This is a genomic window from Kitasatospora sp. NPDC001660 (genome assembly GCF_053596725.1).
The window spans coordinates 18273-43171 of the sequence record NZ_JBSFGU010000008.1; the positions used below are offsets into that span (position 1 = coordinate 18273).

Sequence of the window (24899 nt, forward strand, 5' to 3'; positions counted from 1 at the left end):
GTGAACCGCGGTTGCGGGGAAAGAAGGGCGGCATGGCCCTTCTCCCGGAGTCCTTCACGGCCGCCGTCCGTCGTGGCGCCCGAGAACCGTTCGTCGTCCAGACCGTCCGGGCGACGGTCGCGGCCACCCTGTCCTACGCGGTGGCGACGCGCCTGAGCAGCGAGCCGGCCCCGCTGACGGCGCCGCTCACCGCGCTGCTGGTGGTGCAGGTCACCGTCTACTCGACGCTCAAGACCAGCATCCGCCGGGTCAACTCGGTGGTCGTCGGCGTGCTGATCGCGATCGGCTTCAGCGCCGTGGTGGGACTCTCGTGGTGGAGCCTCGGGCTGATCATCCTCGCCTCGCTGACGATCGGCCGGTTCGTCCGGGTCGAGGAGTTCGTCCAGGAGGTCGCGATCAGCGCGATGCTGATCCTCGGCGTCACCAAGCTCGCCTCGCAGGCCTGGGACCGGGTGCTGGAGACGCTCATCGGCGCCGCCGTCGGACTCCTCTTCAACCTGTTGTTCGCGCCGCCGGTCTGGGTGGACACCGCGGGCGCGTCGATCGAGGACCTCGCCCGGCGGGCCCGGCAGCTGCTGGTGGACATCGCCGAGGAGCTGGGCCGCCCCATCCCGGTCGCCGTCGCCGTCGAGCGGCTGCACGAGGCCCGCCGGCTGGACCAGGCGATCGTCGGGGTCGACGCGGCCCTGCGCCAGGCCGAGGACAGCCTGCGGTTCAACCCCCGGATCAGCGAGGGGCTGCTGTCCCGCCTGGTGCTGCGCACCGGCCTGGACACGCTGGAGATCTGCGTGGTGGTCATCCGGGTGCTGGCGCGCTCGCTGACCGACCTGGCGAAGCAGCGCGGGCCCGGCGAGCGGCTGTTCGCGCCGGAGGTCGCGGTGGCGCTGGAGGAACTGCTGGCGCACATCGGCGGCGCGATGGTGAGCTTCGCGGTGCTGGTGACCACCCAGGTGAGCCGCAACGCCGAGGAGGCCGAGCAGCGGCTGACCGCCGAACTCGCGGCCGCCTGGGCCTGCCGGGAGAACGTGGCCCGGCTGCTGCTGCGCCAGGTGCAGGAGCACCCGGAGGCCTGGCAGCTGCACGGTTCGCTGCTCGCCGAGGTGGACCGGATCCTCGACGAGATGGACCTGGAGCACCGCAGCCGGCGGCTGATGGAGGAGCTGGACCGGGCGTCGGTGGCGAACCGGGAGCGGTTCTCGCGGTTCGCCGGGCTGCGGGGGTGGGTACGCGGCGAGCGGAGGCGCCCGGCCACCGTGGCCGGGCGCTGAACCCGGGCCGTCGTCAGGGCATCGTCCACGGCTCCTGCGGCAGCGGGTGGCCGGTCTCCAGGTAGGTCTTGAGGTTGGAGAGGACGGCCTCCCAGCCCTTGGCCGCCTGCGCCACCTCGTCCTCGTCGGCGAGGTGCTCGTGGGTGACGGTGAGCCGGGTGAGGTCCCGCCAGCCCTCGATCGCGAAGGTGACCCGGGACGGCCCGGCCGGGCTCGGTGCGTCCGGCGAGGCCCAGGTGGTGACCAGCCGGTGCGGGCGGTCGGCGGTCTCGACGTTGCCGATGACGTCCGCGATCCCGGAGTCGTCCGCGCGCTGGTGCTCCCAGGGCGCGCCGGGCAGCCAGGTGGAGACGTTGCGGTGGCCCCAGTAGAGACCGGACTCGTCGGCGTTGGTGAGGGCGTGCCACACGCGTTCGGGTCTGGCACGCAGGTAAAGGGCGGTGCGGTACGCGGGGGCGGCCATGGCGCCTCAGCCCTTGGCCGCGTCGAGCGGCGGCTGGATCTCGGTCTTCTGCATGCGCCCGACGGTAGCGGCGGGGTCCGACGGTCGGGCCGAGCCACGGCCGGGGGTCACCGGTTCGGCGCCCCCGGCCGCCTCGACGGCTACGGCTCAGTGCACCCAGCCCGCGTAACGGCGAACGAAGCGCTGGCCGGTGTGAGCGGTGACGACGACGTCGTAGCGGCCCTGCGGGTCCAGCGGCCAGGCGATGTTGGCCTGCCGGCCGGGCTTGACCCACACGGTCTGCGTGGTGCCCGCGAAGTCGTTGGGCGCGGCGGTGAAGGCGACGTCGGTCAGGCCGTCGTTGGCCACCTGGAGGGTGAGCTTGACGTCGCCGCGCAGGTCGGCGGTGACGATCGGCACGCCGATGTCGTTCTGGCCGTCCTGCCCGTCGCGGACGACGGTGCCGGCGAAGCGGCGGACGAAGCCGTCCGGGCCGTGCACGGTGAAGTCGTAACGGCCGTCGGTGGCCGCGGCGTCCCACACGTACGTGGCGGTGGCGCCGGGCGCGACGGTGAACGGGGTGCCCGCGAACGGGAACACGATGTTCGGGTACACGGTGTAGGGGAAGGCCACCGAACCGTCGTTGCTCATCGTGCAGGTGACCTTGCCGGTCTTCCGGTCCACCTCGGCGTCGGCCCACGGCTGGTACGGCAGCGGGCGGTGCGGGCGGTCGCCGCGCTCCTGGACGGGCATCGACTGGGCGCCGACGGCCGGCAGGGCGACGCCCGGCAGCTTGGTGCCCGCGTCGGCCCTGGCCATCAGGGCGTTGGTGTCGGGCAGCCGCGGGATCGAGAAGTCCGGTGCGGCGAAGTCGAAGCAGCTCGTGAGGTCGCCGCAGACGGCCCGGCGCCAGGCGGAGATGTTGGGCTCGGCGACCCCGGTGACGACCTCCATGAAGCGCAGCACCGAGGTGTGGTCGAAGACCTGGGAGTTGACCCAGCCGCCGCGCGACCACGGGGAGGCGACCCACAGCGGCACGCGGTTGCCGAGGCCGATCGCCCGCCCCTGGGTGAACTCCTCGGGCGTGCCGGCCTCGGGGGTGGGCGGGACCATGTGGTCGAAGTAGCCGTCGTTCTCGTCGTACATGACGAGGAAGACGGTGTGCTGCCACACCTTCGGGTTGGACATCAGCGACTGCAGCGCCATGTCCACCCAGTGCGCGCCGTAGGCCGGGCCGGCCTCCGGGTGCTCGGAGAACAGGTAGGGCGCGACCAGCCAGGAGATGGTCGGCAGGGTGCCGTCCTTGCAGTGCCGGTCGAAGTCGGCCGGGTCGAACTTGGTCATCGCGTTGATGTAACGCGGGTCCGTGGTGGGGAAGTTGTGGAACTGCTTGAAGTAGGAGAGCGCGTTGTCGTCGTAGTCGCCGGTGCGGTCGTCCTTGCTGGGGTTGTGGTAGACGCGCCAGCTGATGCCCGCCCGCTCCAGGCGCTCGGCGTAGGTGGTCCAGTCGGCGACGGGGTTGTCGGTGACCGGGGTGTTGTCGATCCAGGGGCCGGTGGTGCCGTCGCGGCCGGGGCCGGCGGTGCCGGTCCACAGGTAGAGGCGGTTGGGGTCGGTCGGACCGGCGAGGGAGGTGAAGTAGGCGTCGCACAGGGTGAACGCGTCGGCCAGGGCGTACTGGTAGGGGATGTCGTCGCGCGTGAAGTAGCCCATGGTGCGCTCGCCCTTGGCGGCGATCCACTTGTTCATCGCGCCGTTGTTGATGGCCTGGTGGCCGGTGGCCCAGTCGTGGGCGAGACCGCCGGCGTTCTGCGCGTTGTACTTGGAGGTGTCCATCCGGTACGGCAGCATCACCCCGCCGTCGCTGCGGCGGCTGTCGGGCTGGCGGAACACGTCGGTGCCGTCCGGGAACTGGAGCGCCTGCTTGTCGCCGTAGCCGCGCACGCCGTTCAGGGTGCCGAAGTAGTGGTCGAAGCTGCGGTTCTCCTGCATGAGGACGACGACGTGCTTGACGTCCTTGATCGTGCCGGTGAGTTCGTCGGACCCGGGTGCCGGGGCCGCGTTCGCGGGGGTCGCGGCGAGGCCGGTCAGCGCGGCGGCGCCGGCGGCCGCGGTGGCGCCGACGAAGGTGCGGCGGGAGAGTTCGGACATGGCGAACTGGCCTCTCAGAGCTGGAAGGTGGCGACGGCGGCGGCGGTGTCGGACGGCCACTCGTTGGCCGCGGTGTTCGGCTCGGGCTGCGGCCAGTCGGCCACGAGGGTGTGCGCCTCGACGAGCTTCAACGGGCCCGCGTACTGCACGTAGTCGATGCGGTCCTGCGGCTCGGGCTTGGCACCGCGCTGCTTGCGGGTGGGCGACCAGGTGGCAGCCGGAACCTTGACCGGATCCGGGCTCTCCTCGCGCAGCGTGTCGGTCAGCCCGGCGGCCTGGAACTCCTTGCTGACGGGCCAGTCGACCGCGCCGACACCGCCGTGCGCGGCGGCGGTGGCGGCCGTCCAGTCCAGGTGGGAGGGCGAGGAGAGCGCGCCGGCGAGCACCACCGGGGTGTGCTTGGCGATGTCGGCGCGGACGGCCGCGGCCAGCGCCTTCGCCTGCTTCATCCGGACGGAGCCGTTCTCGACGGCCTGCGCCTGCGCGGCGGTGCGGCCGTCCTGGATGCCGTACGGGCCGTAGTCGGCCTCGTCGAGGTGTGCGGACCAGAAGCGGACGGTCCGTCCGCCGGGCAGCTGCACGGTCGCCGCGGCGGCGGGCAGGTCGGCCGTCGCCGGGGTGATGTCGGCCAGCGGGTGGCGGCTGAGGATCCCGACGCTGCCGGGACTCTGGTAGGCGTACCAGCCGAGCGCGTCCGCGAGGGTCCGCGCCTGGGTGCCGGCGGTCTCCTGGAGCGCCACGACGTCGAGGCCCTGGGCGAGCACCACGCGCAGTTGCTTCTCCAGCGCGTCGGTGTAGCCGGTGCCCGCGTCGTGCAGGTTCCAGCTCGCGGTCTTGAGGCGCAGCGGTCCGGCCGGGTCGGCGACCGGGATCAGCACGGTGACGGTGTCGGTCGCGCCGGCGCTGTCCTTGACGCCGACGACGACGATCTCGGGGTTCTTGCCGGCGGCGGCCGAGGGCGCGGTGCCGGTGAGGGTGCCGTCGGCGGCGACCGAGGCCCACGCCGCGCCGCCGACCTTGCGGAAGGCGGCGGTGCCCGCCGGGTTGCCGGCCGGGCGGGACCACAGGCCGCCGAGCTTGACGGACACCGCGGCGCCGGGGGCGACCGGGGCGGCGGTCAGCGAGTCGACGGCGGCGTGCGGGCGGACCACCGCGGGCTTGGGGCGGAAGCTGAACGGCGCGGTCCGGGCGAGGATGCCGTAGCCGTCCTTGGCCAGCAGGTAGGCGGTGTACGGGCCTCCGGTGAGCGCCGAGGTGTCGAGCTGGACGTCGCCGGAGCCGGCCGGGGTGTACTTCCACAGCAGGGAGGAACCGGTGCCGGGCTCGCGGCTGCCGTCGTAGATGCCGACCCAGTTCTTGGCGTCGGGGGCGTCGGTGGTCCAGTGGAAGGTGAGCCGGTCGCCTTCGGTCGGGTTGGCGGGTGCGGTGAGGGTCAGGGCGCTGCCTGCGGCCACGGTTGTCCTGTCCGCCGCCGGGGAGGCCGGGTCCGCCGGGATCGTCGGGGATCACCGGGGGCCGGTTCCGCGCGCGGCTGGTCACGGAGGCTGAGGAGGGGAGCCACAGTTGGCTGTACAACTGCGGGCGCCCTCATTCATCCGAAAGTCAGCGACCGGAACGTGAACGACGCGTGACGCACCATCGGGCGGTTCGGGAACTCCGGGACTTGCGGGTGTTCGAGCGAGCTTCGGAGGATCTGCCCGGATTCCCCCGATACGGCCCCTGACCTGCGGCGATCCACCACCTATTCCGCTGGCGGAGGACCCTTCCGCCCATTAGGCTCGGCGCGCCCGCCCCGCTCGGGGCGACGGCCCGACCGGCCGGAGCGCGGCGTGCGCGCCCGGCGGCCCCAGGAGTGGACCAATTCTGATGATGTGTGCGGTGTGCGGGGCTCGCCCTGCCGCGATCCCGAACCGGCGCTGCTGGAGCTGCACCGAGGCCGACCCCACGTGGCCGAGGGCGTACCGCTCGCCCGTCGTGCCGGCGATCCTCACCTACGTGGCGCTGGCCTTCAACATCCTGCTGGCCGCCTTGGACGTCGGCACCGACGCCACCGCCCTGGTCTTCCGCTCCCTTGCGAAGGACCCGGGTTCGGACGTCGAGCTCACCGACTTCGACACGCTGGAAAGCCTGACCAAGGTGCTGAACGGGCTGGCCTTGCCGCTCCTCGCCCTGAGCGCCGCAGCGTTCATCACCTGGTTCTACCGCGTGCGGCAGAACGCCGGCCTGTTCCTGCCGCTCGGCCACCGGCGCGGCAAGGGCTGGACGATCGGCGCCTGGATCACACCGATCGTCCAGTTCTGGTTCCCGCAGCAGCTCATGGCCGACAGCTGGGACGCGAGTGCGCCGGTGGGCCCGGACGGACGGCGCCGGCCGGTCGGGCGAGGTCTGGTCTCGGCCTGGTGGACGGCGTGGATCGTCTCGCTGATCCTCTACCGCATCGCCGCCGAACTGGGCGTGCACTCCGCCGGCCCGGTCGACCCACAGGCGCCGCTCGTGGTCGACATCGCCGCGGCGACGGTCCGCATCGCGGCGGCCGTGCTGGCGATCCTCGTGGTGCGGCGCCTGACGGCGATGCAGGAGGAGCGGCGGGCGATGGTGAATCCGTACGCGGCCGCGGCGGACGCCTCAAAGTTCGCGTTCGGGATCGGGCCGGTGGAGGAGGTCGTGGCTCCCGCGGACGGTGCAGAGCCGAGGGACGCCGTCGGCGGGCACTGAACCGGGCGGCGGGCGGCGGCCCGGCGGGGGCAACTCCCCTGCCGGGCCGTTGTGCTGGCGTCAGGAGCGCCAGGCCGGAGCGGTCACGATCGCCTTCAGGTGGTCCACGTCGAGCGCGGGGTCGCCGGGCCTGAAGGTGTAGGCGTTCTCGCCGTTCCACTCCGAGATCCGCACCTGGCTGCCGTCCGGGGAGTGCACCGCGGCCGTCCAGTGCAGGACCGGGTTCGTGGCGGTCTTCCCGTTGCCGAAACGGTTGGTGACGACGAGCGTCCCGTCGGGCCGCTTCTCCCGGGTCTCCAGCGGGGTCGGGAGGTCGCCGTCCATCGTCCTGAGCTCGTCCCGGCCCCGCTGGGACGGCGGTTCCGCGCCGACCATCAGCATGCTCGTGCGGCCCTCGAAGGTGACCGTAAGGACGGCGTGCCCGGGGTCCTGGCTCTCGACGTTCGCCCCGGCGGGCAACAGCGGGATCACCTTCGCGACCAGCTCCGCGTTCGACGGGCCACTCGTCGAGGGGGCCGGCGCCGGGGCGTCGCCCGGCTTCGGTGCGCCCTTGACCGGGGCGAGCGAGGCGAAGACCCGGTCCCAGACCGGGGAGGTCACCAGGTCGGTCAGTTGGGCGTCGACCAGCGGCGGGCTCGGCCGGTTCGCCGTGGCCGGCTGCCCGTTGTACTCGGTGAAGCCGACGCGGCGGCCGTCCGGAAGCGCCAGCGTGGCCCGCCACTCGCGACCGCCCTTGGTCGTGGTGCTCCGCAGCTTGTCGATCACCAGCACGGAACCGTCCGGCCGGACCGTCCGGTCGCAGGAGTCCTGCGGTGTCTGGAACGGGTCCGTGCAGACCGCACCGGCATCCGGCCGCAGGTTCGTCCGCTCCGCCGAGAACTCGACGATGCTCGCCCCCGCCCCGTCGTCGAACAACAGGACGGCGCCGGCCTGGTGCCCGCTGATCTTCCCCGGGCCGTTGGCGTTGAGCTCCGTCACCGTGCCCTTCGGCAGCAGGCCGGTGAGCAGCGTGACCAGTTCCCGCGACGACATCGCCGGCAGGTTCGGCGCCGGGTCGGCCGGGCCGACGGCGCCGAACGTCCCCCGGTCCACGGCCGCGAAACCGCCCGCCCCGGCCAGCACCAGGACCGCGAGGCCGCTCGCGATGACGGTGCGCCGGCGGCGTCGCCAACGGCGGCCGCGCTGCTCGGCCACGACGGCCAGGGTGTGCTGCACCGGCTCGGGTGCCAGCTCGGCGGCGCCGCGCAGGGCGCGGGCGAAGCCGTCCTCGAACTCGTCGTCAGTGGGCATGGCGCAGCACCGCCTTCTCGGAGGAGGAGTTGAGTCCGCTGGTTCCGTTCGTCCCGCTCGAACTGGTCGCACTGGTCGCACCGTTCACGCCCGTGGATCCGCCCAGGGCCGCGTCGATGTCGTCGCCCAGCACGCCGCGCAGGCGGGTGAGGGCCCGGCGGCACCGTGAGCGGACGACGCTGCTGCTCAGTCGCAGGGCGGCGGCCGTCTCCTCGACGCTGCGGTCCTCCCAGAAGCGCAGCACCAGCACGGCGCGGTCCGACGCGGGGAGCTCGGCGAGGGCGCGCAACAGCGTCAGCCGCAGCGCCGGGTCCGGGTCGTGCACGCCGACCTCGGGGAATTCGTCGGTGACGCGCTCGGAGGCGCTGCGCTTGCGGCGGTACGAGAGGAAGGTGTTGACCAGGACGGTCTGCGCGTAGCCGCTGGGGTTGTCCAGCCGGGATATCTTGCGCCACTTGACGAAGATCCGGCCGAGCGCCTCCTGGACGAGGTCCTCGGCGAGGTGGGCGTCACCGCCGGTGAGGAGGAAGGCGGTGCGCAGCAGGTGCCGGGCGCGGGAGGCGACGAAGTCCGGGAACTCCGGCCAGTGTGGTTCGGCCGGGGCGTCCGCACTCGATGATTGATCCATACCTTGGTAACGCGATGGGCCCGGGATCGTGTGACAGCTTTCGTCAGGAGGTCGTACGGACGCGCCTGCACCCCCGGGGCGGGCGCCCAGGGGTGCGCGGTGATCGGTTCAGGCTGGTGTCGGCCGGGGCGGCGGTTGTCGGCTCAGGCGGGCATCGGCTCAGGCGGCCATCGGCTCGGCCGGGCATCGGCTCAGGCGAGGGCGAGGAACAGCTTCTCCAGCTCCGCCTCGGTCATCGGCGGGGCGTCCTCGCCGGCCACCGCCATGCACTGGCGCATGCCACTGGCGACGATCTTGAACCCGGCCCGGTCGAGGGCCCGGGAGACCGCGGCCAGCTGGGTCACGACGTCCTTGCAGTCGCGGCCCGCCTCGATCATCGCGATCACTCCGGCCAACTGGCCCTGCGCGCGACGCAGTCGGTTCAGGACCGCGCCGACCGCCTCCTCGTCCACCTGCATGTCCGGGCCACCTTTCACGTCGACTGTCCAGTGTACCCGGTGGGGTATCCGAGCCGGGGGCGTCCCCGCACGCCACCACGGTGACCGGCGCCCCCTCGCCCGGCGTCAGCGCCGGGCCAGGCGGCGCTCGCCGCCGGCGCCGGTCGCGTACGGAAGCTCGTAGTGCGCGAAGACGGCGGGCTCGTCCACCGCGGGCAGGACGTCGTCCGTGCCGATCGCCGGCGCCTGCTTGACCAGGCTCTTCGGGAACGCGACCTTGACGTAGCCCGGCCCGACCACGGCCCCGTCCAGCGGGACGAAGGCCAGACGGCGCCTGGACATCATGCCGACCGTCACGGTGGCGAAGAACGGCTCGTCGGTGGACGTCTCCACGTACACGGACTCCAGCGAGCCGATGCGGGCGCCCTTCTCGTCCACCACCGCCTGGCCGCGCCACTCCCGGATGTCCGCCATTCCGATCGCCATGATCGCCCACCTTCCCGTCGACCACCTGCGATTCCCGTCCTCGATTCCCATCCTCCGACGGAAGGCCCGGGTACGCCCGACGAGCCGCCTCGCCTCACCGCCGCGCCCAGGTCGGGGGCATCACCCTCGACGGCGTCGGCGGACCGGTCGACGCCCACACCTCCAGCGGCGGCATCGAGGGCACCGGCCTCCACGGCGACCGGATCCGGGCCCGCAGGGCCGCCGGGGCGCCGCCGTCGCCGCGTTCCACACTGGTCCGGACCGGTGGAGACCGGCAGGTCCTCAGAGCCAGCCGCGCTCCTTGGCGCGGAGGCCGGCCTCGAAACGGCTGCGCGCGCCGAGGCGGGACATCAGGGCGGCGGTGTTGCGGCGAACGGTGCGGACGGACAGGGCGAGGCGGTTGGCCACGGCCTCGTCGGTGAGGCCCTGGCTGAGGAGGTCCAGGAGACCGCGCTCGTGGCGGGTGAGCTCGTCGTTGCGCGGGCCCGACGCGGCCTCCCCGGCGGCGTCGGCGGCCGCGACCAGCGGTTCGGCCGTCTCCCAGACCGCCTCGAACAGGGCCCGCAGGGCGGCGACCACGCCGGGTGCGGTGATCAGGACGGCGTCCAGGCAGTCCGGTTCCAGGGTGGTCGGGACGATGGCCGCCGCCCGGTCGAAGACCAGCATCCGGCGCAGCGGCGTGGCCGGGACGGTGCGGATCTCGGCGCCGTGCGCGGTCAGGACGGCGGCGTAGGCAAGGCTCGGCTCGTGCCGGCGCACGCTGTCCGGGTACACCGAGCGCATCCGGATGCCGCGCGCGAGACCGTCGAGGTTGAGCCTCAGGGCGTTGGCGGTCGCGACGGCGCCGCCCGTCCGCGTCTGGAACGAGATCGTCTCGAACTGGTTCTCCCGGGCGAGCTGTTCGATCCGGGCGACGACGGTGTCCTGGCCGAACAGCCGCTCGGTGTCGCGGTGGCGGATGCCGGGCTCGGCGATGGCGTACTCGGTGAGGAGCCTGGTGACGGTCGACCGGGTGCGGTCGAACTCGGCCTGCTGGGCGAGCAGTCGGGCCTCCTGCCGGGCCAGCAGGGCGCGCAGGCCCTCGCTGGGGTCGGCGAGCCGCAGCGGGCCGGGCTCCGCCGGGCCCGCGCAGCGGGACGGCGGCGCGGCGAGCGGCGCGGGGCCCGTTTCGACGGACGGCCGGAGCAGCCCCGCCGTGGCGAGCCGGTCCAGTGCGTCGCGGACCTGCTCGGCCGTCAGGCCCAGCCGCCCGGCGATCTCGGCGTGGTGCGTCACGCCCTCGCCCAGCATCAGTCCGTACACGGCCCCGGCATCCCGCCCGAGCCCCAAGCCCTCATACACCCGCTGACCTCCCCCGATGTCCCTCTGGCGCGATCCTGCCACTGGCCGGATCCTGCCCGCCGGTGATCTTCCCACAGCCGGCCACCCGCCGTCAGACTCTCGTCTGCCGACGGCCACACCCTGCCGCGGCACCGTGGAAGTCGTAGGAGGAAGTTCATGTCCCAGCCCGCCGCCAGCACCTCCCGCCGGCCCGGAGGCGCCGTCCGACTGCTGCTGGACTGGGGGCCGACGCTGCTGTTCAACATCCTCGCGCCGGTGCTCACGTACAACGCGCTCAGCGGGCACGGGATGTCGGAGGTCAACGCCCTGCTGATCTCCTCGGCCTGGCCGGCCGCCGACCTCGGCGTCTACTTCCTGCTGCACCGCAGGCTCGACGAGTTCGGGATCTTCACGCTGGTCACGCTCGTCCTCGGCGCACTCAGCGCGCTCGCGTACAACACCACCGAGCTGATCTTCATCAAGGACTCCGCGCTGACCGGCCTGATCGGCCTCGGCTTCCTCGCCACGCTGTTCGCGCCGCGCCCGGCGATGTTCTACTTCGGCCGCAAGTTCGCCGCCGGCGGCACGCCCGAGGGCGTCGCCCGCTGGAACGGCCTGTGGGAGCACGAGGGCTTCCGGCGGGGCCAGCGGCTGCTGACGGTGATCTGGGGCGTCGCGTTCGTGGTGGAGTCGGCGCTGCGGATCGCGCTGACCTACGTGCTCTCGACCGCGGCCATGGTCACCGTGAGCAGCCTCATGCCCTGGGTGTTCCTCGGCGGCCTGATCTTCTTCACCATCACCTGGGGCCGGCGGCGCCAGGCGCGGATGCAGGAGACCCTGGGGCTGGCGGACGCCCCGACGCCTACGGCCTGACCTCCTCCGCCGCCGTGGAACGCTGGTGGTCGGCGTGGTGGTCGGCGTGGTGGTCGGCGTACCGGCGGAGCACCGGCTGGAGGTAGTCGACCCGGGGACCGGCCAGGGCGGCGGCCTCCTCGGGCGTGGCGATGAGGGCCATCCCGTCGAACTCCGGCTCGACGCCGCGCGAGCGCTCGTCGGCGAGCATCGCCTCGAAGTCGTCGCGGAGTGCGGCGGCGGACCGGGGTGGGGCCAGGTAGAGGACGCCGACGTTGCCGTTCGTGGTGTGGACGACGATCCACCGGCGCAGGTCCTCGGGAGACGCGTCGACGCCCGTCTCCTCCAGGAGCTCGCGGGCGGCGTGGTGCTGGAGGGCGGGCTCGTCCAGGAGGTCGTCGCCCGTCGGGGGTTCGACGTTGCCCCCCGGGAGGCCCCAGCGGCCGGGGTGGGCGGTCGGCCCCGCCATCCGGCCGACCAGCACGCGACCGTCGTCGGTCGGCTGGACGACGGCGACGAAGAGCGCCGGCAGCCAGCCGGTCGTGCCGGGCACGCGACGCAGGACGAACTGCCGGTAGGTGGTGCGGGCCCAGCCGAGCTCAAGGTCCTGTGGACCGTCCGGCCGCAGCCCCGCGCAGACGGCGACCGGGCCGTCGAAGAACGTCGGGTTGGCCCGCACCGCCTCGGCCCAGGCGCGGTCCATCGCCGCCCGGTCCTCCGGCGTGAGGTCGGGGGCGGCGGTCTCGGCGAGCCGGATGCGGGCGGGTGCCAGGATCTCGACCTCGGCGGGGGCGGGCTGTCGTGCGGTCACCCGGCACATGCTGGCACAGGCCGCGCTGCCGGGCCGAACCCGCCGTGGAGCGCATGCCACCGATCGCCGCCCCCACCCGTCGATCAGCGCGCGAACCGGCGCAGCGCGGACCAGCCACACCGGCGCACGGCGGCGCCCGCTCCGCGCGCACCCCCACCGAGCGCCGGTCCTGCCTCCCCGGACCCCGATCCATACGGCACCCTGATGCCGCCCGCCTTGTCCGCACCCGCAGCGATTTGCCACCGTGATGGGGTGAGCGGCCGGGAGGTGCCCCCGGACCGGAGGACGGGGGATGGCGGACGATCGACAGGTGCGCGTTGCACCAAGCGACGGCCGACCACAACAAGGCGGGCGCATGAGCATGGCGGGCGCATGAGCAAGGCGGGCGCATGAGCAAGGCGGGCGCATGAACGAGCTTGGCGAGCGAACAGTCGAAGCCGACGACACCGCGGGCACCCCGCGGATCGCAATCCTCGACGGCCGGTACCAGCTGGCCGTCCACGGCCTGGCGAGGGCGGAGGATGCGTTCGCCGTCGCCTACTCGGTGACCCCGCCCATGCCCGGCGACCTGCGCATCCCCTCCCCCGTCGCCCCGCAGCCGTCCCTCCGTCTGGAGGCCGACGACGACCTCGGCCACCGCTACACCGGCTCCGGCGGCGCCCACGGCCTGAGCGCCGACGGGCTGCGCACGGAGGGAACGGTCTCCGGGCGGCCCGCCGTCGCGGCGGCGGCCGCGGAGCTCAGGGTGCGGCTGGTCTTCCTCCTCGGCCCGGAGGAATACGCCTACCGGCTCGCGTTCCCGCTCTCCCCGTAGGGCAGGTCGCCAACAGCACGCCTCAGAGCGCGACTTGGGTTTCGGCGCGCTCGCGGATGTACTCGTCCGGGTGCGTCCGGGCGATCTCCACCGCGCGCTCCACGAGCGGGTGCAGCTCGGCCGGGTAGGCGCGCGGCACGAGGGGCAGCCCGGGAAGGATGCTGCGGCGGACGTCCGGGTCCTCGTTGGCGACGAACTCCCGCAGCGCGGCCGCGTGCCACGCGTTCCGCACGCTCGCGCCGTCGTCCCCGTCGGTCCACCGGTCACCGGCCGACAGCGCCGTCCAGTACCAGGCCCGCGCCGCTCCCGCGCGCTCCTCGTCCGTGCCGGTCCGCAGCCGACCGAGCAGTGCCGTCCGGACCCGGCGCCGGCCGAAGGCCGTCAGGGCGGGCTCGACGAACCGGCGGTTGAAGCTCGGGTTCGGGTCGTAGACCGCGGCGGCCAGCAGCGCCCCGAAGTACTCCTCGGGCAGTTCGGTCCGCCCGGCGAGCGCCTTGTGGACCTCCCAGCGCCCCGCGTCGGCGAAGTCCGCCCCCGGCGCCACCTCGACGTCGAGCAGTCGGAGCAAGGCCGTCAGACGCTCCTCGAACGCCCGCGGTCCCGCCTGGGCGCCCCCGGGCAACGGCCGGAGACCCCGCACCTCGCCTGCCGTCTCTTTCGCTTCCACGAACCCCTCCTCATCCTGAGTCACCGGCACACTACTCGCTGCACATCCGTTCGGAGGTCGTTTTCGCGCAGGCCGGGGGCCCGATCGGCGCTGCCGGACCGGGTTTGACGAGTCCTCGCCCCCTCCACCACCCTTCCACTAATCGAATAGTGAAAGGGTACTTTGCCGATGCAAGAGGTCCTCGCGCCCGCACGCCCGATCCGCCCCAACCCCCGCCCCGGTCCCCAGTCCTTCCCCGGCCTCCTGGCCCGCCGGCTCGTCGTCCCGCGCCGACCGGCCGTCCTGGCCTGGGGCCTGGCCGCCGGGTTCGCCGCCCTCTACGCGTGCGTCGGCATCAACCGCCACCGACGCGGCCTCACCAAGGCCTACGACCTGGGCATCTTCGAACAGGCCGTCCGCGCCTACGCGCACGGCCGGGCACCGATCGTGCCGCTCAAGGGGCCCGGCTACCACCTGCTCGGCGACCACTTCCACCCGCTGATCGCCACGCTCGCCCCGGTCTACCGGGTCTTCCCGACCCCGGTCACGCTGATCGTCGCCCAGGCGCTGCTCATGGCCCTGGCCGTCGTCCCGCTCACCCGCTGGGCGCACGAGGTGGCCGGGCCGCGGGTGGCCCTCGCCATCGGCTGCGCCACCGGGGCCTCCTGGGGAATCGTCCGGGCGGCGGCCGACGACTTCCACGAGATCGCGTTCGCCGTCCCGCTGCTCGCCTTCACCGCCACCGCGCTCGGCAGGCGCCGCCCGCTGGCCGCCGCGCTGTGGTCGCTGCCGCTGCTGCTGGTCAAGGAGGACCTGGGCCTGACGGTCGCCGTCGTCGGCGCGATCGCCGCCTGGCAGGCCCGGCAAGGCCGCCGCAGCCCGGTGCCCGGCCTGGCCCTCGCCGCCACCGGCCTCGCCGCGACCGCCGTCACCGTGCTCGTCATACTGCCTTCGTTCAATCCGGCCGGCGACTTCGACTACTGGCAGCAGATGGACGGCAGCTGGCACCCTTCGACCGGATCGCTGGCCGCGCGCCTGGCCTGGCCCCCGATCAAGTGGCTGCTGCTGTTCCTGCTCGCCGCGACCGCCGGGTTCCTCGGCCTGCGCTCTCCGCTCGTCCTGCTCTGCGTGCCCACCCTGACCTGGCGCCTGCTGTCGGCCAATCCCCACTACTGGGGCGTCAGTTACCACTACAGCGCGGTGCTGATGCCGATCGCGCTCGCCGCCCTGGTCGACGCCGTCCGCCGGGCCGACCGCCGCCGGATCCGGCGCGCGCTCGCCGTCAGCGCCCTGGTGACGGCCGTGACGCTGCCGCTCTACCCGCTGCACGAGGTCGTGATGCCGGAGGCCTGGCGGACCTCGCCGCGCCTCACCGAGACCCGGGCGCTGCTCCGCCTGATACCGGACGACGCCGCCGTCGCCGCCTCCAACCGGCTGGCGGCGCAGCTCACCGACCGGGCGGTCGTCACCCTGGTCTGCCGGCCGCCGGACGGGCCCGGGCCGGAGTGGGTCGCCGTCGACCTGCGCGACCCGAGCGTGCAGTCGCCGTGTGCCATCGCGGCCACCACCCACATGGTGACGGAGTACCGGCAGCGCGGCTACCGGCCGCTGATCGACCAGGACGGCCTGCTCCTGCTGAAACGCCCCTGACCAGCCGGAGCCCTCGCAGCACCCCGGGTCCGGCTTGACCCGAGCGCCGCAGTGGGCCACCATTCCACTATTGAACTAGTGAAAGGCTGCGACGGGTGTGATCGAGTACCGCATCGAGCGGCGCAGCGGCGTCTCCACCTACCAGCAGATCGTGCAGCAGACCAAGCAGGCCCTGCGGCTCGGTCTGCTGCAGCCGGGAGACAAGCTGCCGACCGCCCGTGAGGTGGTCGAGCTGACCGCGATCAACCCCAACACCGTGCTGAAGGCCTACCGCGAACTCGAACGCGAGGGCCTGGTCGAGCCCCGGCCGGGGCTCGGCACCTTCGTCCGGCGCTCGCTCGCCCGGCCGGAGGCGGCGGCCGACGGACCGCTGCGCGCGGACCTGGTCGGCTGGGTGGACCGGGCCCGGGAGGCCGGGCTGGAGCGCGAGGACATCGCCGCGCTGATGGCTTCCGTGCTGGAGCAGCGCTTCGACACCGGGGTCTCCCCGGCGACACCGAACTGAGAACTACGTGTGGGGGACCGGGTGAACGACCCGACGAACATACCGCCGGCCGAAACGCCCGTCGAAGCGGCGGCGATGGCGGCCGTCGGCCTCGGCAAGCAGTACCGGGGGGAATGGGCGCTGCGCGACTGCGACTTCACCGTGCCGGCCGGGCGGATCTGCGGGGTGGTGGGCCCCAACGGCGCGGGCAAGAGCACCCTGCTCGGCCTCGCCGCCCGCCTGGTCGCCCCGACCGAGGGCGAACTGCGGGTCTTCGGAGAACCCGCCGCAACGGCCGAACTGCGCGCCCGCGTCTCGTACGTGGCCCAGGACAAGCCGCTCTACCCGGGCTTCACGGTGGCCGAGACGCTGCGGCTGGGCCGCGAGCTGAATCCGGACTGGGACGACGAGACGGCCCACCGGATCGTCGAGCAGGGCGAGTTGAGGATGCGGGCGCGGATCGGCTCGCTCTCCGGCGGCCAGCGCACCCGGGTCTCCCTGGCGCTCGCGCTCGGCAAGGTGCCCGACCTGCTGCTGCTCGACGAGCCGATGGCCGACCTCGACCCGCTCGCCCGGCACCAGCTCATGGGCACGCTGATGGCCGAGGCCGCCGAGCGCGGCACCACCATCGTGCTGTCCTCGCACATCCTCCCCGAACTGGACGGCGTCATCGACCACTTGCTGCTCGTGCAGCGCGGTCGGATCCGGCTGGCCGGGGACCTGGACGACATCCTGGACGGGCACCGGCTGCTCACCGGTCCCGCCGAGGCGCCCGCGCCGCCGGCCGACGTCCTGGTCGAACGGCGCGCCGGCGGCCGCCAGGCCACCGCGCTCGTGCGCACCGACGCACCACTGGACGGTCCGTGGGAGGGCGGCCGGCCGAGCCTGGAGGACCTGCTGCTCGGCTACCTCCGTTCCCCTGCCACCGTTCCCCTGCACGAGGAGGTCCTCCAATGAGCGAGCGAAGCATGGGGGTCTCCCCGGCCGAAGGCTGGGGGAGAGTCATCAAAAGGTGCGCGTGGGCGCATGCTCCTGCCGAGCGAAGCGAGGCGGGCGCATGAGCGCGAATGTCCTGTCCGATCGCGCCACCTCTGCCGTCTCCGCGGGTCGGCGGCCCGCCGCCGGGCGGGTGCGCGGGCTGCTGTGGCTGGCGCTGCGCCAGAACCGCTTCGTCCTGTGGACGATGGCCGCCCTCCTGGTCCTCCTGGCAGCCGACCTGCTCTGGATCCACATCGCCAGCCGGCACACCATCGGGGTCCTGCGGCGAACCGGGTGCTTCAGCCCCGAGAGCTGGGACAGCACCCAGTGCTGGACCCTGCTCTCCCCCATCAACCGGTCGGCGTTCTGGTACACGCAGGTGCTCCAGCCCGCCGTCACCGCGATCCCGCTGCTGATCGGCGTCTTCGTCGGCGCACCACTGCTCGCCCAGGAACACGAGCGCGGCACGATCCGCCTCATCCGGGCGCAGTCCGTCAGCCCGCTGCGCTGGCTGACGGTCCGTCTCGCGGTGCCCGGCCTCGTCGTGCTGGCGGCAACGGGCGTCCTCGCGGCGCTGATGAGCTGGGTGTGGTGGACGGACATCGTCCACGGCCCGATCGCCTTCGACCCGCCGTTCCAGTTCTTCACCTACCCCGCCCTCGGGGTCGCGCCGGTGGCCTGGTCCCTGTTCGCACTGGCCCTGGGCGTGCTGATCGGCCGGTTGCTGCGCCGTACGCTGCCCGCGATGTTCATCACCGCGACGCTGGTCGCGCTCACCCACGGCCTGGTCCGCTGGGGCCGCCCGTACTTCCACCCGCTGACGGAGCGGGTGGTACCGCTCAACGAGGCCCAGCCCACCAACTCGTGGCTGATCGACCGCGGAGTGACCCTGGCCGACGGGACCCGGGTCGGCGACGACCTGTGCCGCTCCACGATCCACGGCTGCGACGGGGCCACCGCCTCCTGGATCCAGTACCACCCCGCCGCCGACCTCGTACCGGTCCAACTCGTCGAGGCCGGAATCCTGCTGGCCCTCACCGCCGCGGCGCTGGCGGCCGTCTTCCGGCTCGACCGGTCGTAGCGCGCGGTCGTGGCGTCAGGCCGGGCGGCCGGGCGGGACGAGGCCGGACTGGTAGGCGATGGCGACGAGTTGCGCGCGGTCGCGGGCGTCGAGCTTGGCCATCGCGCGGTGCACGTGGGTGCGGACGGTGAACGGGCTCACGTACATGCGCCCGGCGATCTCCTCGTTGGTCAGGCCGGTGGCGGCCATCGCCATCACCTCGCGTTCGCGGGCGGTCAGCACGGCGAGGCGTTCGGCGCCGGCGCCGGTGGTGGCGGAGGCGGCCGGGTCGGGCTGGGCGAGGAACTGGTCGATGACGGCCCGGGTGGCGGCGGGCGAGAGGAGTGCGTCACCGGCGGCCACGGTGCGGACGGCGGCGAGGAGCTCCTTCGGGTCGGCGCCCTTGCCGAGGAAGCCGCCGGCGCCCGCGCGCAGCGCCTGGGCCACGTACTCGTCGATCTCGAAGGTCGTGAGGATGAGCACCCGGGTGCCGGCCAGTTCCTCGTCACCGCATATCTCGGCCGTCGCACCGAGGCCGTCCGCACCGGGCATGCGGATGTCCATGAGCACGATGTCGGGCCTGGTGGCGCGGGCCAGCTCCACCGCCTCGCGACCGTCGGCGGCCTCGCCCACGACCTCCATGTCGTCCTCGGCGTCGATGAGGACGCGGAAGGCGCCGCGCAGCAGGGCCTGGTCGTCGGCGAGCAGTACGCGGATCGTCATGCGCGCTCCTTGTCGGGTCGGGCGGCATCGGAACAGGCTGTGCCGGGTCGGGCGGCGTCGGGGCCCGGGTCGCGGGCGCCGGTGCGCAGCGGGAGTTCGGCGGTGACGAGGAAGCCGCCGCCGGGGCGGGGGCCGGCGGCGAGGTGTCCGCCGACGGCGCCGGCGCGTTCGCGCATGCCGATGAGGCCGAAGCCGCCCTCGCCGGGAGCCTGGTGGGGCAGCAGCACGGGGCGGCGGCCGGTGGTGACGGGCGGCGGGCCGCCGTTGGCGACGGTGAGGGCGACCCGGCTCTCGGTGTACCCGATGGTGACCTCGGCGTCGGCACCGCGCGCGTGCTTGGCGACGTTGGTCAGGGACTCCTGGACGATCCGGTAGGCGGTCAGGTCGACGCCGGGCGACAGCGGCCTCGCCTCGCCCCGGACGGTGAGCCGGACCGGGAGGCCGGCCCGCTCGAAGGCGTTGATCAGGTCGGGGAGGCGGTCGAGGCCGGGGGTGGGTTCGAGCGGGGCCGGTTCCTCGGCGCGGCGCAGCAGGCCGACGGTGGCGCGCAGCTCCTGGAGGGCGGAGCCGGTGGCGTCGGTGATGTGGCTGAGCACCTCGCGGGCCTGGGCCGGGTGGCGGTCCATGAGGTGGACGGCGATGCCGGCCTGGGCGTTGGCGAGGGCGATGTGGTGGGCGACGACGTCGTGGAGGTCGCGGGCGATCCGGATGCGCTCGTCGGCGACGCGGCGGCGGGCCTCCTCCTCGCGGGTGCGCTCGGCGCGTTCGGCGCGCTCCTCGATGGCGGCGAGGTGGGCGCGGCGGTTGCGGATGGAGTCGCCGAGGGCGCCGGGCAGCAGGGCCCAGGCGAGGACGCCGAGCCGCTCGCCGAGGTGGCCGCCGACGTCGACGGCCAGTGACGTCGCGGTGAGCAGGACGGCGGTGACGATGGAGGCGCGCAGCGCGGTGGTGCGGTCGGTGCGGACCGCGAGGAAGTAGAGCGCGCAGAGCAGCGGGGTGGCGAGGGCGGGGGTGAGCTTCGGGGTCGTCGGGGTCAGCAGCATCGAGCAGACCAGCGTGACCGCGACGACCGCGAGCGGGTGGCGGCGGTGGGCGAAGACGGCGAGGACGGAGACCAGTGCGAGGACGCCGGTCAGCGGGTTGAGGCCCTGGAAGTGGCCGCTCTGGTCGAGCGTCGCGCCGCAGGCGGTGGAGGTGACGAGAGCGGCGCCCCCGACGACGTCCAGCAGCCGGGGGTGGTTCTGGCGCAGGTGCTGCCAGGTGGTGGTCATGGGTGCTCTCCGGGTCGCGAGTCAGGGGCCGTCGGCGCGAGCGGCGGTGCGCTCGGCGGCGGCCCCTGACTGCAACGGTAATCGGTGGGCGTGCGAATCGGTGGGCGTGCGAATCGGTGACCGGGCTGTTCGGTGACCGGGCTAGACGCCGACGGACTCCCGGACCGGGGCCGGCGCGGGGGCGGCGGTGTGCAGCTTGCTGCCCTCGACGTCGACGTCCGGTATGAGGCGGTCGAGCCACTTCGGCAGCCACCATGCGCGGCGGCCGAGCAGGGCGAGGACGGCCGGGACGATCGTCATGCGGACCACGAAGGCGTCGAAGGCGACGGCGGCGGCGAGGCCGAGGCCCATCATCTTGATCATCGGTTCGCTCATGCCGATGAAGCCCGCGAAGACGGCGATCATGATGAAGGCGGCGGCGGTGACCACCCGGGCGTTGTGCCGGAAGCCGGTGACGATCGCCTCGCCGGGCTCCTCGCCGTGCACGAAGCCCTCGCGGATCCGGGTGACCAGGAAGACCTCGTAGTCCATGGCGAGGCCGAAGACCACGCCGATCATGAAGATCGGCATCATGCTCATCACCGGGCCGGTCTGCCGGACGCCGATCAGGTCGGCGAGCCAGCCCCACTGGAAGACCGCGACGACGGCGCCGAGCGCGGCGGCCACCGAGAGCAGGAAGCCCAGCGCGGCCTTGAGCGGGACGAGGACGGAGCGGAAGACCACCAGCAGCAGCAGGACGGCCAGGCCGACGACCACGGAGAGGTAGGGCACGAGCGCGTCGGTGAGCTTCTGCGAGACGTCGATGTTCATCGCCGTGGTGCCGCTGACCAGGACGCTCGCCCCGGTCTCCGTCCTGAGAGCGGCCGCGCGGCCGCGGATGGCGTGCACGATGTCCTTGGTCTCGGCGGCGCTCGGGCCGGTCGCCGGGATCGCGTTGAGCAGGGCCGTGTCGCCGGCCTTGTTGAACATCGGCGGGGCGACGGTGACGACGCCGGGCAGCGCGGAGACCGTCTTGGCGACCTCGCTCGCGGCGGCCTTGGGGTCAGGTGCTCCCTTGGCGTCGACCAGGACGGTCAGCGGGCCGTTGAAGCCCGGCCCGAAGCCCTCCGAGAGCAGGTCGTAGGCGCGGCGCTGGGTGGTGGAGATGGGCTTGGACTCGTCGCCCGGCAGACCGAGCCGCAGGTCGAGCGCGGGCGCGGCGAGCACGCCGAGTCCGATCACGCCGCCGAGCAGCACGGCGACCGGCCGGCGCCGCACGAACCGGGCCCAGTGGGCGCCGCCGTTCTCCTTCGCGGGCACGGGGGCGCCGCCCGCGCCGCTCCCGCCGGCCTTGCGGACCTTGCGGGGCAGCACCCGGCGGCCGATGAAGCCGAGCAGTGCGGGCACCAGCGTGAGCGCGACCAGGACGGCGATGACGACCGTGCCGGCGGCGGCCATGCCCATCTTGGCGAGGAGCGGGATGCCGACCACGGAGAGCCCGGCGAGGGCGATCACCACGGTGAGGCCGGCGAAGACCACCGCGGAGCCGGCGGTGCCGGCCGCCCGCCCGGCGGCCTCCTGCGGGGTGCGGCCCTCGGCGAGTTCGGCGCGGTAGCGGGAGACGATGAACACGGCGTAGTCGATGCCGACCGCGAGGCCGAGCATCATCGCGAGCGTGCCGGTGGTGCTGGACAGGCCCAGCGTGCTGCCGAGCGCGGTGATCAGCGCCATACCGAGGCCGACGCCGACCACGGCGGTGAGCAGCGGCAGCCCGGCGGCGACGAGCGAGCCGAAGGTGATCGTCAGGACGACCGCGGACAGCGCCATGCCGATGGCCTCGCCGCTGCCGCCGGCCTCGGGCTTGGCCGCCAGCGCGGTGCCGCCGATCTCGACCTTGAGCCCGGCGTCCCGGCCGTGCTGGGCGGCCTGCTGGAGGGCGTCGGTGGCGCCCGCGGACAGCTTGCCCGCCTTGACGGAGTAGTTCACCGTCGCGTAGGCGGTGGTGCCGTCCTTGGAGACCGTGCCGGCCTTGAACGGGCTGACCGCGCCGGTGACCTCCTCGGCGTGCGCGAGCTCGGCGACCGTCCGCTCGACCGTCTGCTGGTTCGGCCCGGCGGTGATCTTCTGTCCGGAGGGCGCGACGAACACCAGGCGCGCGGACGCCCCGTCGGCGTGGCCGCCGGGGAAGCGCTCGTTCATCAGGTCGAAGGCCTTCTGCGCCTCCGTGCCGGGCATCGCGAAGCCGTCGTCCGGTGCGGCGGGCGCCTTGGCCGCGAGGACCCCGCCGACCGCCAGCAGGGCGACCCAGAGGAAGGTCACCAGCCGGCGCCGGACGAAGGCCCATCGGCCCAGGCGGTAGAGGAACGTGGCCACGGGAGAGCGGACTCCTTCGGATCTCGGTCGCAGAACACGCCGCGGAGGGCCGGGCGCCGGTCGGCGCGGTCCTCCCGCAGCGTGACCAATCCTTCGTCGCCGCCCCCTCCTCCGTCGTCGTCCCTGCGCAGACACTTCCCGTACTGCGTGCGCAGTACGGCACCTCCCGAACGGCGGAGCGCACGCCTCCACCGGAAGCAGTCCGGGGTCCTCCCGAGGGCGCAGCCGTCGTCACCGTCCGGATCCCGGATCACCCGTGCGGGCGGCGACAACGGGCCGTGCGCGGGCGGCCGAAGTAGCGTGATGTGCCTGGCCCGGCCGTTTCCCGACGCCCGGACCGACCCCACCCGATCGGTGCTGATCCCAGCCCGCCGCCGGAGGTGCCCCATGGGCGTACCCGCCGCCCGCATCGTGTTCGACGAGAGCGACCGCACGGCCGTCGCGGACGCGGTGGCGGAGATCCTCGCCACCGGCGCGATGACGCTCGGCCCCTGGACCGAACGCTTCGAGCAGGCCTTCGCGGCCGAGCACGGCGCCTCGCACGCCGTCGCGGTCTCCAGCGGCACCTCGGCACTGGAGATCATCCTGCGCGGCGTCGGCGTACGGGACCGCGACGTGGTCGTGCCGGCCGTCACCTTCTACGCCACCGCCGGCGCCGTCCTCCACGCGGGCGGCCGCCCGGTGATCGCCGACATCGACCCGGCCACCCTCGCGCTCTCCCCCGGTACCCTCGCCGCAGCCCTCACCCCGGATACCGCGGCCGTCGTACTCGTCCACGTCGGCGGGCTGATCACCCCGGACGTCGACGACCTGCGCGCGCTCTGCGACCGGCACGGCGTCCCGCTGATCGAGGACGCCGCGCACGCCCACGGCAGCAGCCTCGACGGGCGCGCCGCCGGCTCGTTCGGACTCGCCGGCGCGTTCTCGTTCTACCCGACCAAGGTCACCACGAGCGGCGAGGGCGGCATGATCCTCACCGAGTCGCCCGAACTGCGCGACGAGGCCCGCGTCTACCGCGACCAGGGCAAGGGCTCGTTCGGCACCAACCACCACATCCTGCCCGGCTACTCCTGGCGGATCAGCGAGCTCAACGCCGCCGTCGGAGCCGTCCACCTGCGCCGGCTCAAGGAGTTCGTCGAGACCCGCCGCGCCGTCGCCCGCCGGTACGACGGGGCGCTGGCCGGGCTGGACGGCCTGGAGCCGGTGGCCGAACCGGCCGGCTGCCGCAGCAACTACTACAAGTACGTGGCGCTGCTGCCGCGCGGCGTCGACCGGGCCGACGTCAAGCGCATCGCCGCCGAGGAGCACGGTGTGCGGCTCTCCGGCGAGGTGTACGACCTGCCGCTCCACCTCCAGCCGGTGCTCGCCCCCTACCGGCGCGGCCCGCTGCCGGCCGCCGAGGACGTGTGCGCGCGGCAGATCTGCCTGCCGGTGCACTCCGACATGACCGAGGACGAGGCCGACCAGGTCGTCGAGGCCGTGTCGGCGGTCCACCGGCGGCTCGCCGGGTAGCGGCCCGGTCCGGACGGTCGACCGAACCGATCCGTCGCCCGAAAAGTCGCCCGACAAGGAGAGAGACCATGCGGATAGCCGTCACCGGGGGATGCGGATTCATCGGCTCGCACGTCGTGGACCGGCTGGTCTCGGCCGGCCACGACGTCCTCGCGATCGACACCGCCGACAAGTACCTCAACCCCGACGCCGAGCACGCCCGGATCGACGTCCTGGACCTGCCCCGCCTCACCTCCGCGCTGGCCGGGCGCGAGGTCGTCTACCACCTGGCCGCGATGGCCGACGTCGACCGGATCCACACCGACCCCCTCCGCGCCGTCCGCGTCAACATCGACGGCACGACGACCGTCCTGGAGGCCGCCCGGCGCAGCGGCCTCAGCCGCACGGTGCTCGCCAGCACCGTCTGGGTGTACGGCGCCGCGCTCGGCGCCGAGGATCAACTCGGCGGCGAAGAACAGGAGTTGGACGAGCACGTGCCGATCGAGCTGGAGCGCAGCGGGCACCTTTACGTGGCCACCAAGCTCGCCGCCGAGATGCTCGTGCACAGCTACCGCGAGCTGTACGGCCAGCACTTCACCATCCTGCGCTACGGCATCCCGTACGGCCCGCGGATGCGGGACGAGCTGGTCCTCGCCCGCTTCGTGCAGGCGGCGCTCGCCGGGCGGCCGATCACCATCGCGGGCGACGGCCGGCAGAGCCGCAACTTCGTCTACGTCGAGGACCTCGCCGACGGCCACGTCCGGGCCCTCTCCCCCGCCGCCGAGGACCAGACCTTCGCCCTGGAGGGCTCGACCGCCATCTCGGTGCGCGACATCGCCGACACCGTCGACGAGTTGCTCGGGCCGGTGTCGATCGAGCACATCGAGGCCCGCACGGCCGACTACACGGGCCGGCGGATCTCCTCGGCACAGGCGAAACGACTGCTCGGGTGGTCGCCGCGCACCAACTTCGCCGAGGGCGTGCGGCGGTACGCGGACTGGTACCGGGCGTCCCTCCGCCCATGAGACGC

23 protein-coding genes are annotated in these 24899 nt (G+C 73.5%); 10 read left to right on the forward strand and 13 right to left on the reverse strand.

The genetic code is table 11. The features are described from left to right. Positions 1-32 precede the first annotated feature (32 nt). Positions 33-1268 (forward strand): FUSC family protein, encoded by a 1236-nt coding sequence (locus ACWCXH_RS11355; RefSeq protein WP_449801157.1) that lies wholly within the window; start codon positions 33-35, stop codon positions 1266-1268. Between the two features lie 13 nt (positions 1269-1281). Here the strand turns inward: ACWCXH_RS11355 and ACWCXH_RS11360 are convergent, their stop codons facing one another. From ACWCXH_RS11360 to ACWCXH_RS11370, 3 genes are all read right to left on the reverse strand, one after another. Further along, entirely contained in the window at positions 1282-1731 is a 450-nt protein-coding gene (locus ACWCXH_RS11360; protein ID WP_449801158.1) for an SRPBCC family protein, read from the reverse strand. A gap of 147 nt (positions 1732-1878) precedes the next feature. Next, positions 1879-3861 carry a phosphocholine-specific phospholipase C gene (locus ACWCXH_RS11365; protein ID WP_449801159.1) on the reverse strand — a complete coding sequence of 661 codons (1983 nt, stop codon included), beginning with the start codon at positions 3859-3861 and terminating at the stop codon, positions 1879-1881. A 14-nt stretch (positions 3862-3875) separates the two neighbouring features. After that, complete coding sequence (locus ACWCXH_RS11370; protein WP_449801160.1) at positions 3876-5315, reverse strand: endonuclease/exonuclease/phosphatase family protein; 1440 nt, start codon at positions 5313-5315, stop codon at positions 3876-3878. A gap of 424 nt (positions 5316-5739) precedes the next feature. On the opposite strand from ACWCXH_RS11370, the gene ACWCXH_RS11375 reads away from it, so the two are divergent. Then, the gene (locus ACWCXH_RS11375) at positions 5740-6576 is read left to right on the forward strand and encodes a DUF4328 domain-containing protein (protein ID WP_449801161.1); all 837 of its coding nucleotides are present in this window, start codon (positions 5740-5742) and stop codon (positions 6574-6576) included. Positions 6577-6636: 60 nt separating this feature from the next. Here the strand turns inward: ACWCXH_RS11375 and ACWCXH_RS11380 are convergent, their stop codons facing one another. The 5 genes from ACWCXH_RS11380 to ACWCXH_RS11400 all read right to left on the reverse strand — a co-directional run bounded on the left by ACWCXH_RS11380 (position 6637) and on the right by ACWCXH_RS11400 (position 10719). Beyond that, positions 6637-7866, reverse strand: a complete 1230-nt coding sequence (locus ACWCXH_RS11380) for a hypothetical protein (protein WP_449801162.1) — start codon at positions 7864-7866, stop codon at positions 6637-6639. Then, positions 7856-8494, reverse strand: a complete 639-nt coding sequence (locus ACWCXH_RS11385) for a SigE family RNA polymerase sigma factor (protein ID WP_449801163.1) — start codon at positions 8492-8494, stop codon at positions 7856-7858. Before ACWCXH_RS11385 ends, ACWCXH_RS11380 begins: the two co-directional genes overlap by 11 nt. A gap of 191 nt (positions 8495-8685) precedes the next feature. Continuing rightward, a complete protein-coding gene (locus ACWCXH_RS11390; RefSeq protein ID WP_449801164.1) occupies positions 8686-8952 on the reverse strand; it encodes a metal-sensitive transcriptional regulator in 267 nt (88 codons plus the stop codon). Between the two features lie 105 nt (positions 8953-9057). Next, positions 9058-9417: a PRC-barrel domain-containing protein gene (locus ACWCXH_RS11395; RefSeq protein ID WP_449801165.1), complete on the reverse strand. Its 360-nt coding sequence runs from the start codon at positions 9415-9417 to the stop codon at positions 9058-9060. Between the two features lie 282 nt (positions 9418-9699). Further along, the gene (locus ACWCXH_RS11400) at positions 9700-10719 is read right to left on the reverse strand and encodes a helix-turn-helix transcriptional regulator (RefSeq protein ID WP_449801166.1); all 1020 of its coding nucleotides are present in this window, start codon (positions 10717-10719) and stop codon (positions 9700-9702) included. A 195-nt stretch (positions 10720-10914) separates the two neighbouring features. On the opposite strand from ACWCXH_RS11400, the gene ACWCXH_RS11405 reads away from it, so the two are divergent. After that, a complete protein-coding gene (locus ACWCXH_RS11405; protein WP_449801167.1) occupies positions 10915-11610 on the forward strand; it encodes a VC0807 family protein in 696 nt (231 codons plus the stop codon). On the opposite strand, the gene ACWCXH_RS11410 is transcribed toward ACWCXH_RS11405, so the two are convergent. Beyond that, positions 11600-12409, reverse strand: coding sequence for an NUDIX hydrolase (locus ACWCXH_RS11410; protein ID WP_449801168.1), 810 nt, complete (start codon positions 12407-12409; stop codon positions 11600-11602). The genes ACWCXH_RS11405 and ACWCXH_RS11410 overlap by 11 nt on opposite strands. A 397-nt stretch (positions 12410-12806) precedes the next feature. On the opposite strand from ACWCXH_RS11410, the gene ACWCXH_RS11415 reads away from it, so the two are divergent. Beyond that, positions 12807-13214 carry a hypothetical protein gene (locus ACWCXH_RS11415; protein WP_449801169.1) on the forward strand — a complete coding sequence of 136 codons (408 nt, stop codon included), beginning with the start codon at positions 12807-12809 and terminating at the stop codon, positions 13212-13214. A gap of 22 nt (positions 13215-13236) precedes the next feature. On the opposite strand, the gene ACWCXH_RS11420 is transcribed toward ACWCXH_RS11415, so the two are convergent. After that, entirely contained in the window at positions 13237-13782 is a 546-nt protein-coding gene (locus ACWCXH_RS11420; protein WP_449801170.1) for a hypothetical protein, read from the reverse strand. Between the two features lie 267 nt (positions 13783-14049). On the opposite strand from ACWCXH_RS11420, the gene ACWCXH_RS11425 reads away from it, so the two are divergent. The 4 genes from ACWCXH_RS11425 (at position 14050) to ACWCXH_RS11440 (ending at position 18053) form a co-directional block, all read left to right on the forward strand. Further along, entirely contained in the window at positions 14050-15510 is a 1461-nt protein-coding gene (locus tag ACWCXH_RS11425; protein ID WP_449801171.1) for a DUF2079 domain-containing protein, read from the forward strand. 97 nt (positions 15511-15607) lie between these two features. Next, positions 15608-16015, forward strand: a complete 408-nt coding sequence (locus ACWCXH_RS11430) for a GntR family transcriptional regulator (RefSeq protein ID WP_350523129.1) — start codon at positions 15608-15610, stop codon at positions 16013-16015. Positions 16016-16090: 75 nt separating this feature from the next. Beyond that, entirely contained in the window at positions 16091-16951 is an 861-nt protein-coding gene (locus ACWCXH_RS11435) for an ABC transporter ATP-binding protein (RefSeq protein ID WP_449801343.1), read from the forward strand. A gap of 100 nt (positions 16952-17051) precedes the next feature. Further along, positions 17052-18053 (forward strand): hypothetical protein, encoded by a 1002-nt coding sequence (locus tag ACWCXH_RS11440; RefSeq protein WP_449801172.1) that lies wholly within the window; start codon positions 17052-17054, stop codon positions 18051-18053. Between the two features lie 15 nt (positions 18054-18068). Here the strand turns inward: ACWCXH_RS11440 and ACWCXH_RS11445 are convergent, their stop codons facing one another. The 3 genes from ACWCXH_RS11445 to ACWCXH_RS11455 all read right to left on the reverse strand — a co-directional run bounded on the left by ACWCXH_RS11445 (position 18069) and on the right by ACWCXH_RS11455 (position 22378). After that, positions 18069-18755, reverse strand: coding sequence for a response regulator transcription factor (locus ACWCXH_RS11445; protein WP_449801173.1), 687 nt, complete (start codon positions 18753-18755; stop codon positions 18069-18071). Further along, the gene (locus ACWCXH_RS11450; protein WP_449801174.1) at positions 18752-20026 is read right to left on the reverse strand and encodes a sensor histidine kinase; all 1275 of its coding nucleotides are present in this window, start codon (positions 20024-20026) and stop codon (positions 18752-18754) included. Before ACWCXH_RS11450 ends, ACWCXH_RS11445 begins: the two co-directional genes overlap by 4 nt. A 141-nt stretch (positions 20027-20167) precedes the next feature. Beyond that, on the reverse strand, positions 20168-22378 hold the full coding sequence (locus ACWCXH_RS11455) for an MMPL family transporter (protein ID WP_449801175.1): 2211 nt from the start codon (positions 22376-22378) through the stop codon (positions 20168-20170). A gap of 387 nt (positions 22379-22765) precedes the next feature. Between ACWCXH_RS11455 and ACWCXH_RS11460 the strand changes: the two genes are divergently transcribed. Together ACWCXH_RS11460 and ACWCXH_RS11465 are read left to right on the forward strand one after the other, a co-directional pair. Then, positions 22766-23890 (forward strand): DegT/DnrJ/EryC1/StrS family aminotransferase, encoded by a 1125-nt coding sequence (locus tag ACWCXH_RS11460; RefSeq protein ID WP_449801176.1) that lies wholly within the window; start codon positions 22766-22768, stop codon positions 23888-23890. 68 nt (positions 23891-23958) lie between these two features. Further along, the gene (locus tag ACWCXH_RS11465; protein ID WP_449801177.1) at positions 23959-24894 is read left to right on the forward strand and encodes an NAD-dependent epimerase/dehydratase family protein; all 936 of its coding nucleotides are present in this window, start codon (positions 23959-23961) and stop codon (positions 24892-24894) included. Positions 24895-24899: the final 5 nt, after the last annotated feature.

Coding starts and splice junctions, on each gene's coding strand:
- ACWCXH_RS11355 (WP_449801157.1), top strand. CDS start 33: ATGGCCCTTCTCCCGGAGTCCTTCACGGCCGCCGTCCGTCGTGGCGCC.
- ACWCXH_RS11360 (WP_449801158.1), bottom strand. CDS start 1,731: ATGGCCGCCCCCGCGTACCGCACCGCCCTTTACCTGCGTGCCAGACCC.
- ACWCXH_RS11365 (WP_449801159.1), bottom strand. CDS start 3,861: ATGTCCGAACTCTCCCGCCGCACCTTCGTCGGCGCCACCGCGGCCGCC.
- ACWCXH_RS11380 (WP_449801162.1), bottom strand. CDS start 7,866: ATGCCCACTGACGACGAGTTCGAGGACGGCTTCGCCCGCGCCCTGCGC.
- ACWCXH_RS11385 (WP_449801163.1), bottom strand. CDS start 8,494: ATGGATCAATCATCGAGTGCGGACGCCCCGGCCGAACCACACTGGCCG.
- ACWCXH_RS11390 (WP_449801164.1), bottom strand. CDS start 8,952: ATGCAGGTGGACGAGGAGGCGGTCGGCGCGGTCCTGAACCGACTGCGT.
- ACWCXH_RS11395 (WP_449801165.1), bottom strand. CDS start 9,417: ATGGCGATCGGAATGGCGGACATCCGGGAGTGGCGCGGCCAGGCGGTG.
- ACWCXH_RS11405 (WP_449801167.1), top strand. CDS start 10,915: ATGTCCCAGCCCGCCGCCAGCACCTCCCGCCGGCCCGGAGGCGCCGTC.
- ACWCXH_RS11410 (WP_449801168.1), bottom strand. CDS start 12,409: ATGTGCCGGGTGACCGCACGACAGCCCGCCCCCGCCGAGGTCGAGATC.
- ACWCXH_RS11415 (WP_449801169.1), top strand. CDS start 12,807: ATGAACGAGCTTGGCGAGCGAACAGTCGAAGCCGACGACACCGCGGGC.
- ACWCXH_RS11425 (WP_449801171.1), top strand. CDS start 14,050: ATGCAAGAGGTCCTCGCGCCCGCACGCCCGATCCGCCCCAACCCCCGC.
- ACWCXH_RS11435 (WP_449801343.1), top strand. CDS start 16,091: ATGGCGGCCGTCGGCCTCGGCAAGCAGTACCGGGGGGAATGGGCGCTG.
- ACWCXH_RS11440 (WP_449801172.1), top strand. CDS start 17,052: ATGAGCGCGAATGTCCTGTCCGATCGCGCCACCTCTGCCGTCTCCGCG.
- ACWCXH_RS11445 (WP_449801173.1), bottom strand. CDS start 18,755: ATGACGATCCGCGTACTGCTCGCCGACGACCAGGCCCTGCTGCGCGGC.
- ACWCXH_RS11450 (WP_449801174.1), bottom strand. CDS start 20,026: ATGACCACCACCTGGCAGCACCTGCGCCAGAACCACCCCCGGCTGCTG.
- ACWCXH_RS11460 (WP_449801176.1), top strand. CDS start 22,766: ATGGGCGTACCCGCCGCCCGCATCGTGTTCGACGAGAGCGACCGCACG.
- ACWCXH_RS11465 (WP_449801177.1), top strand. CDS start 23,959: ATGCGGATAGCCGTCACCGGGGGATGCGGATTCATCGGCTCGCACGTC.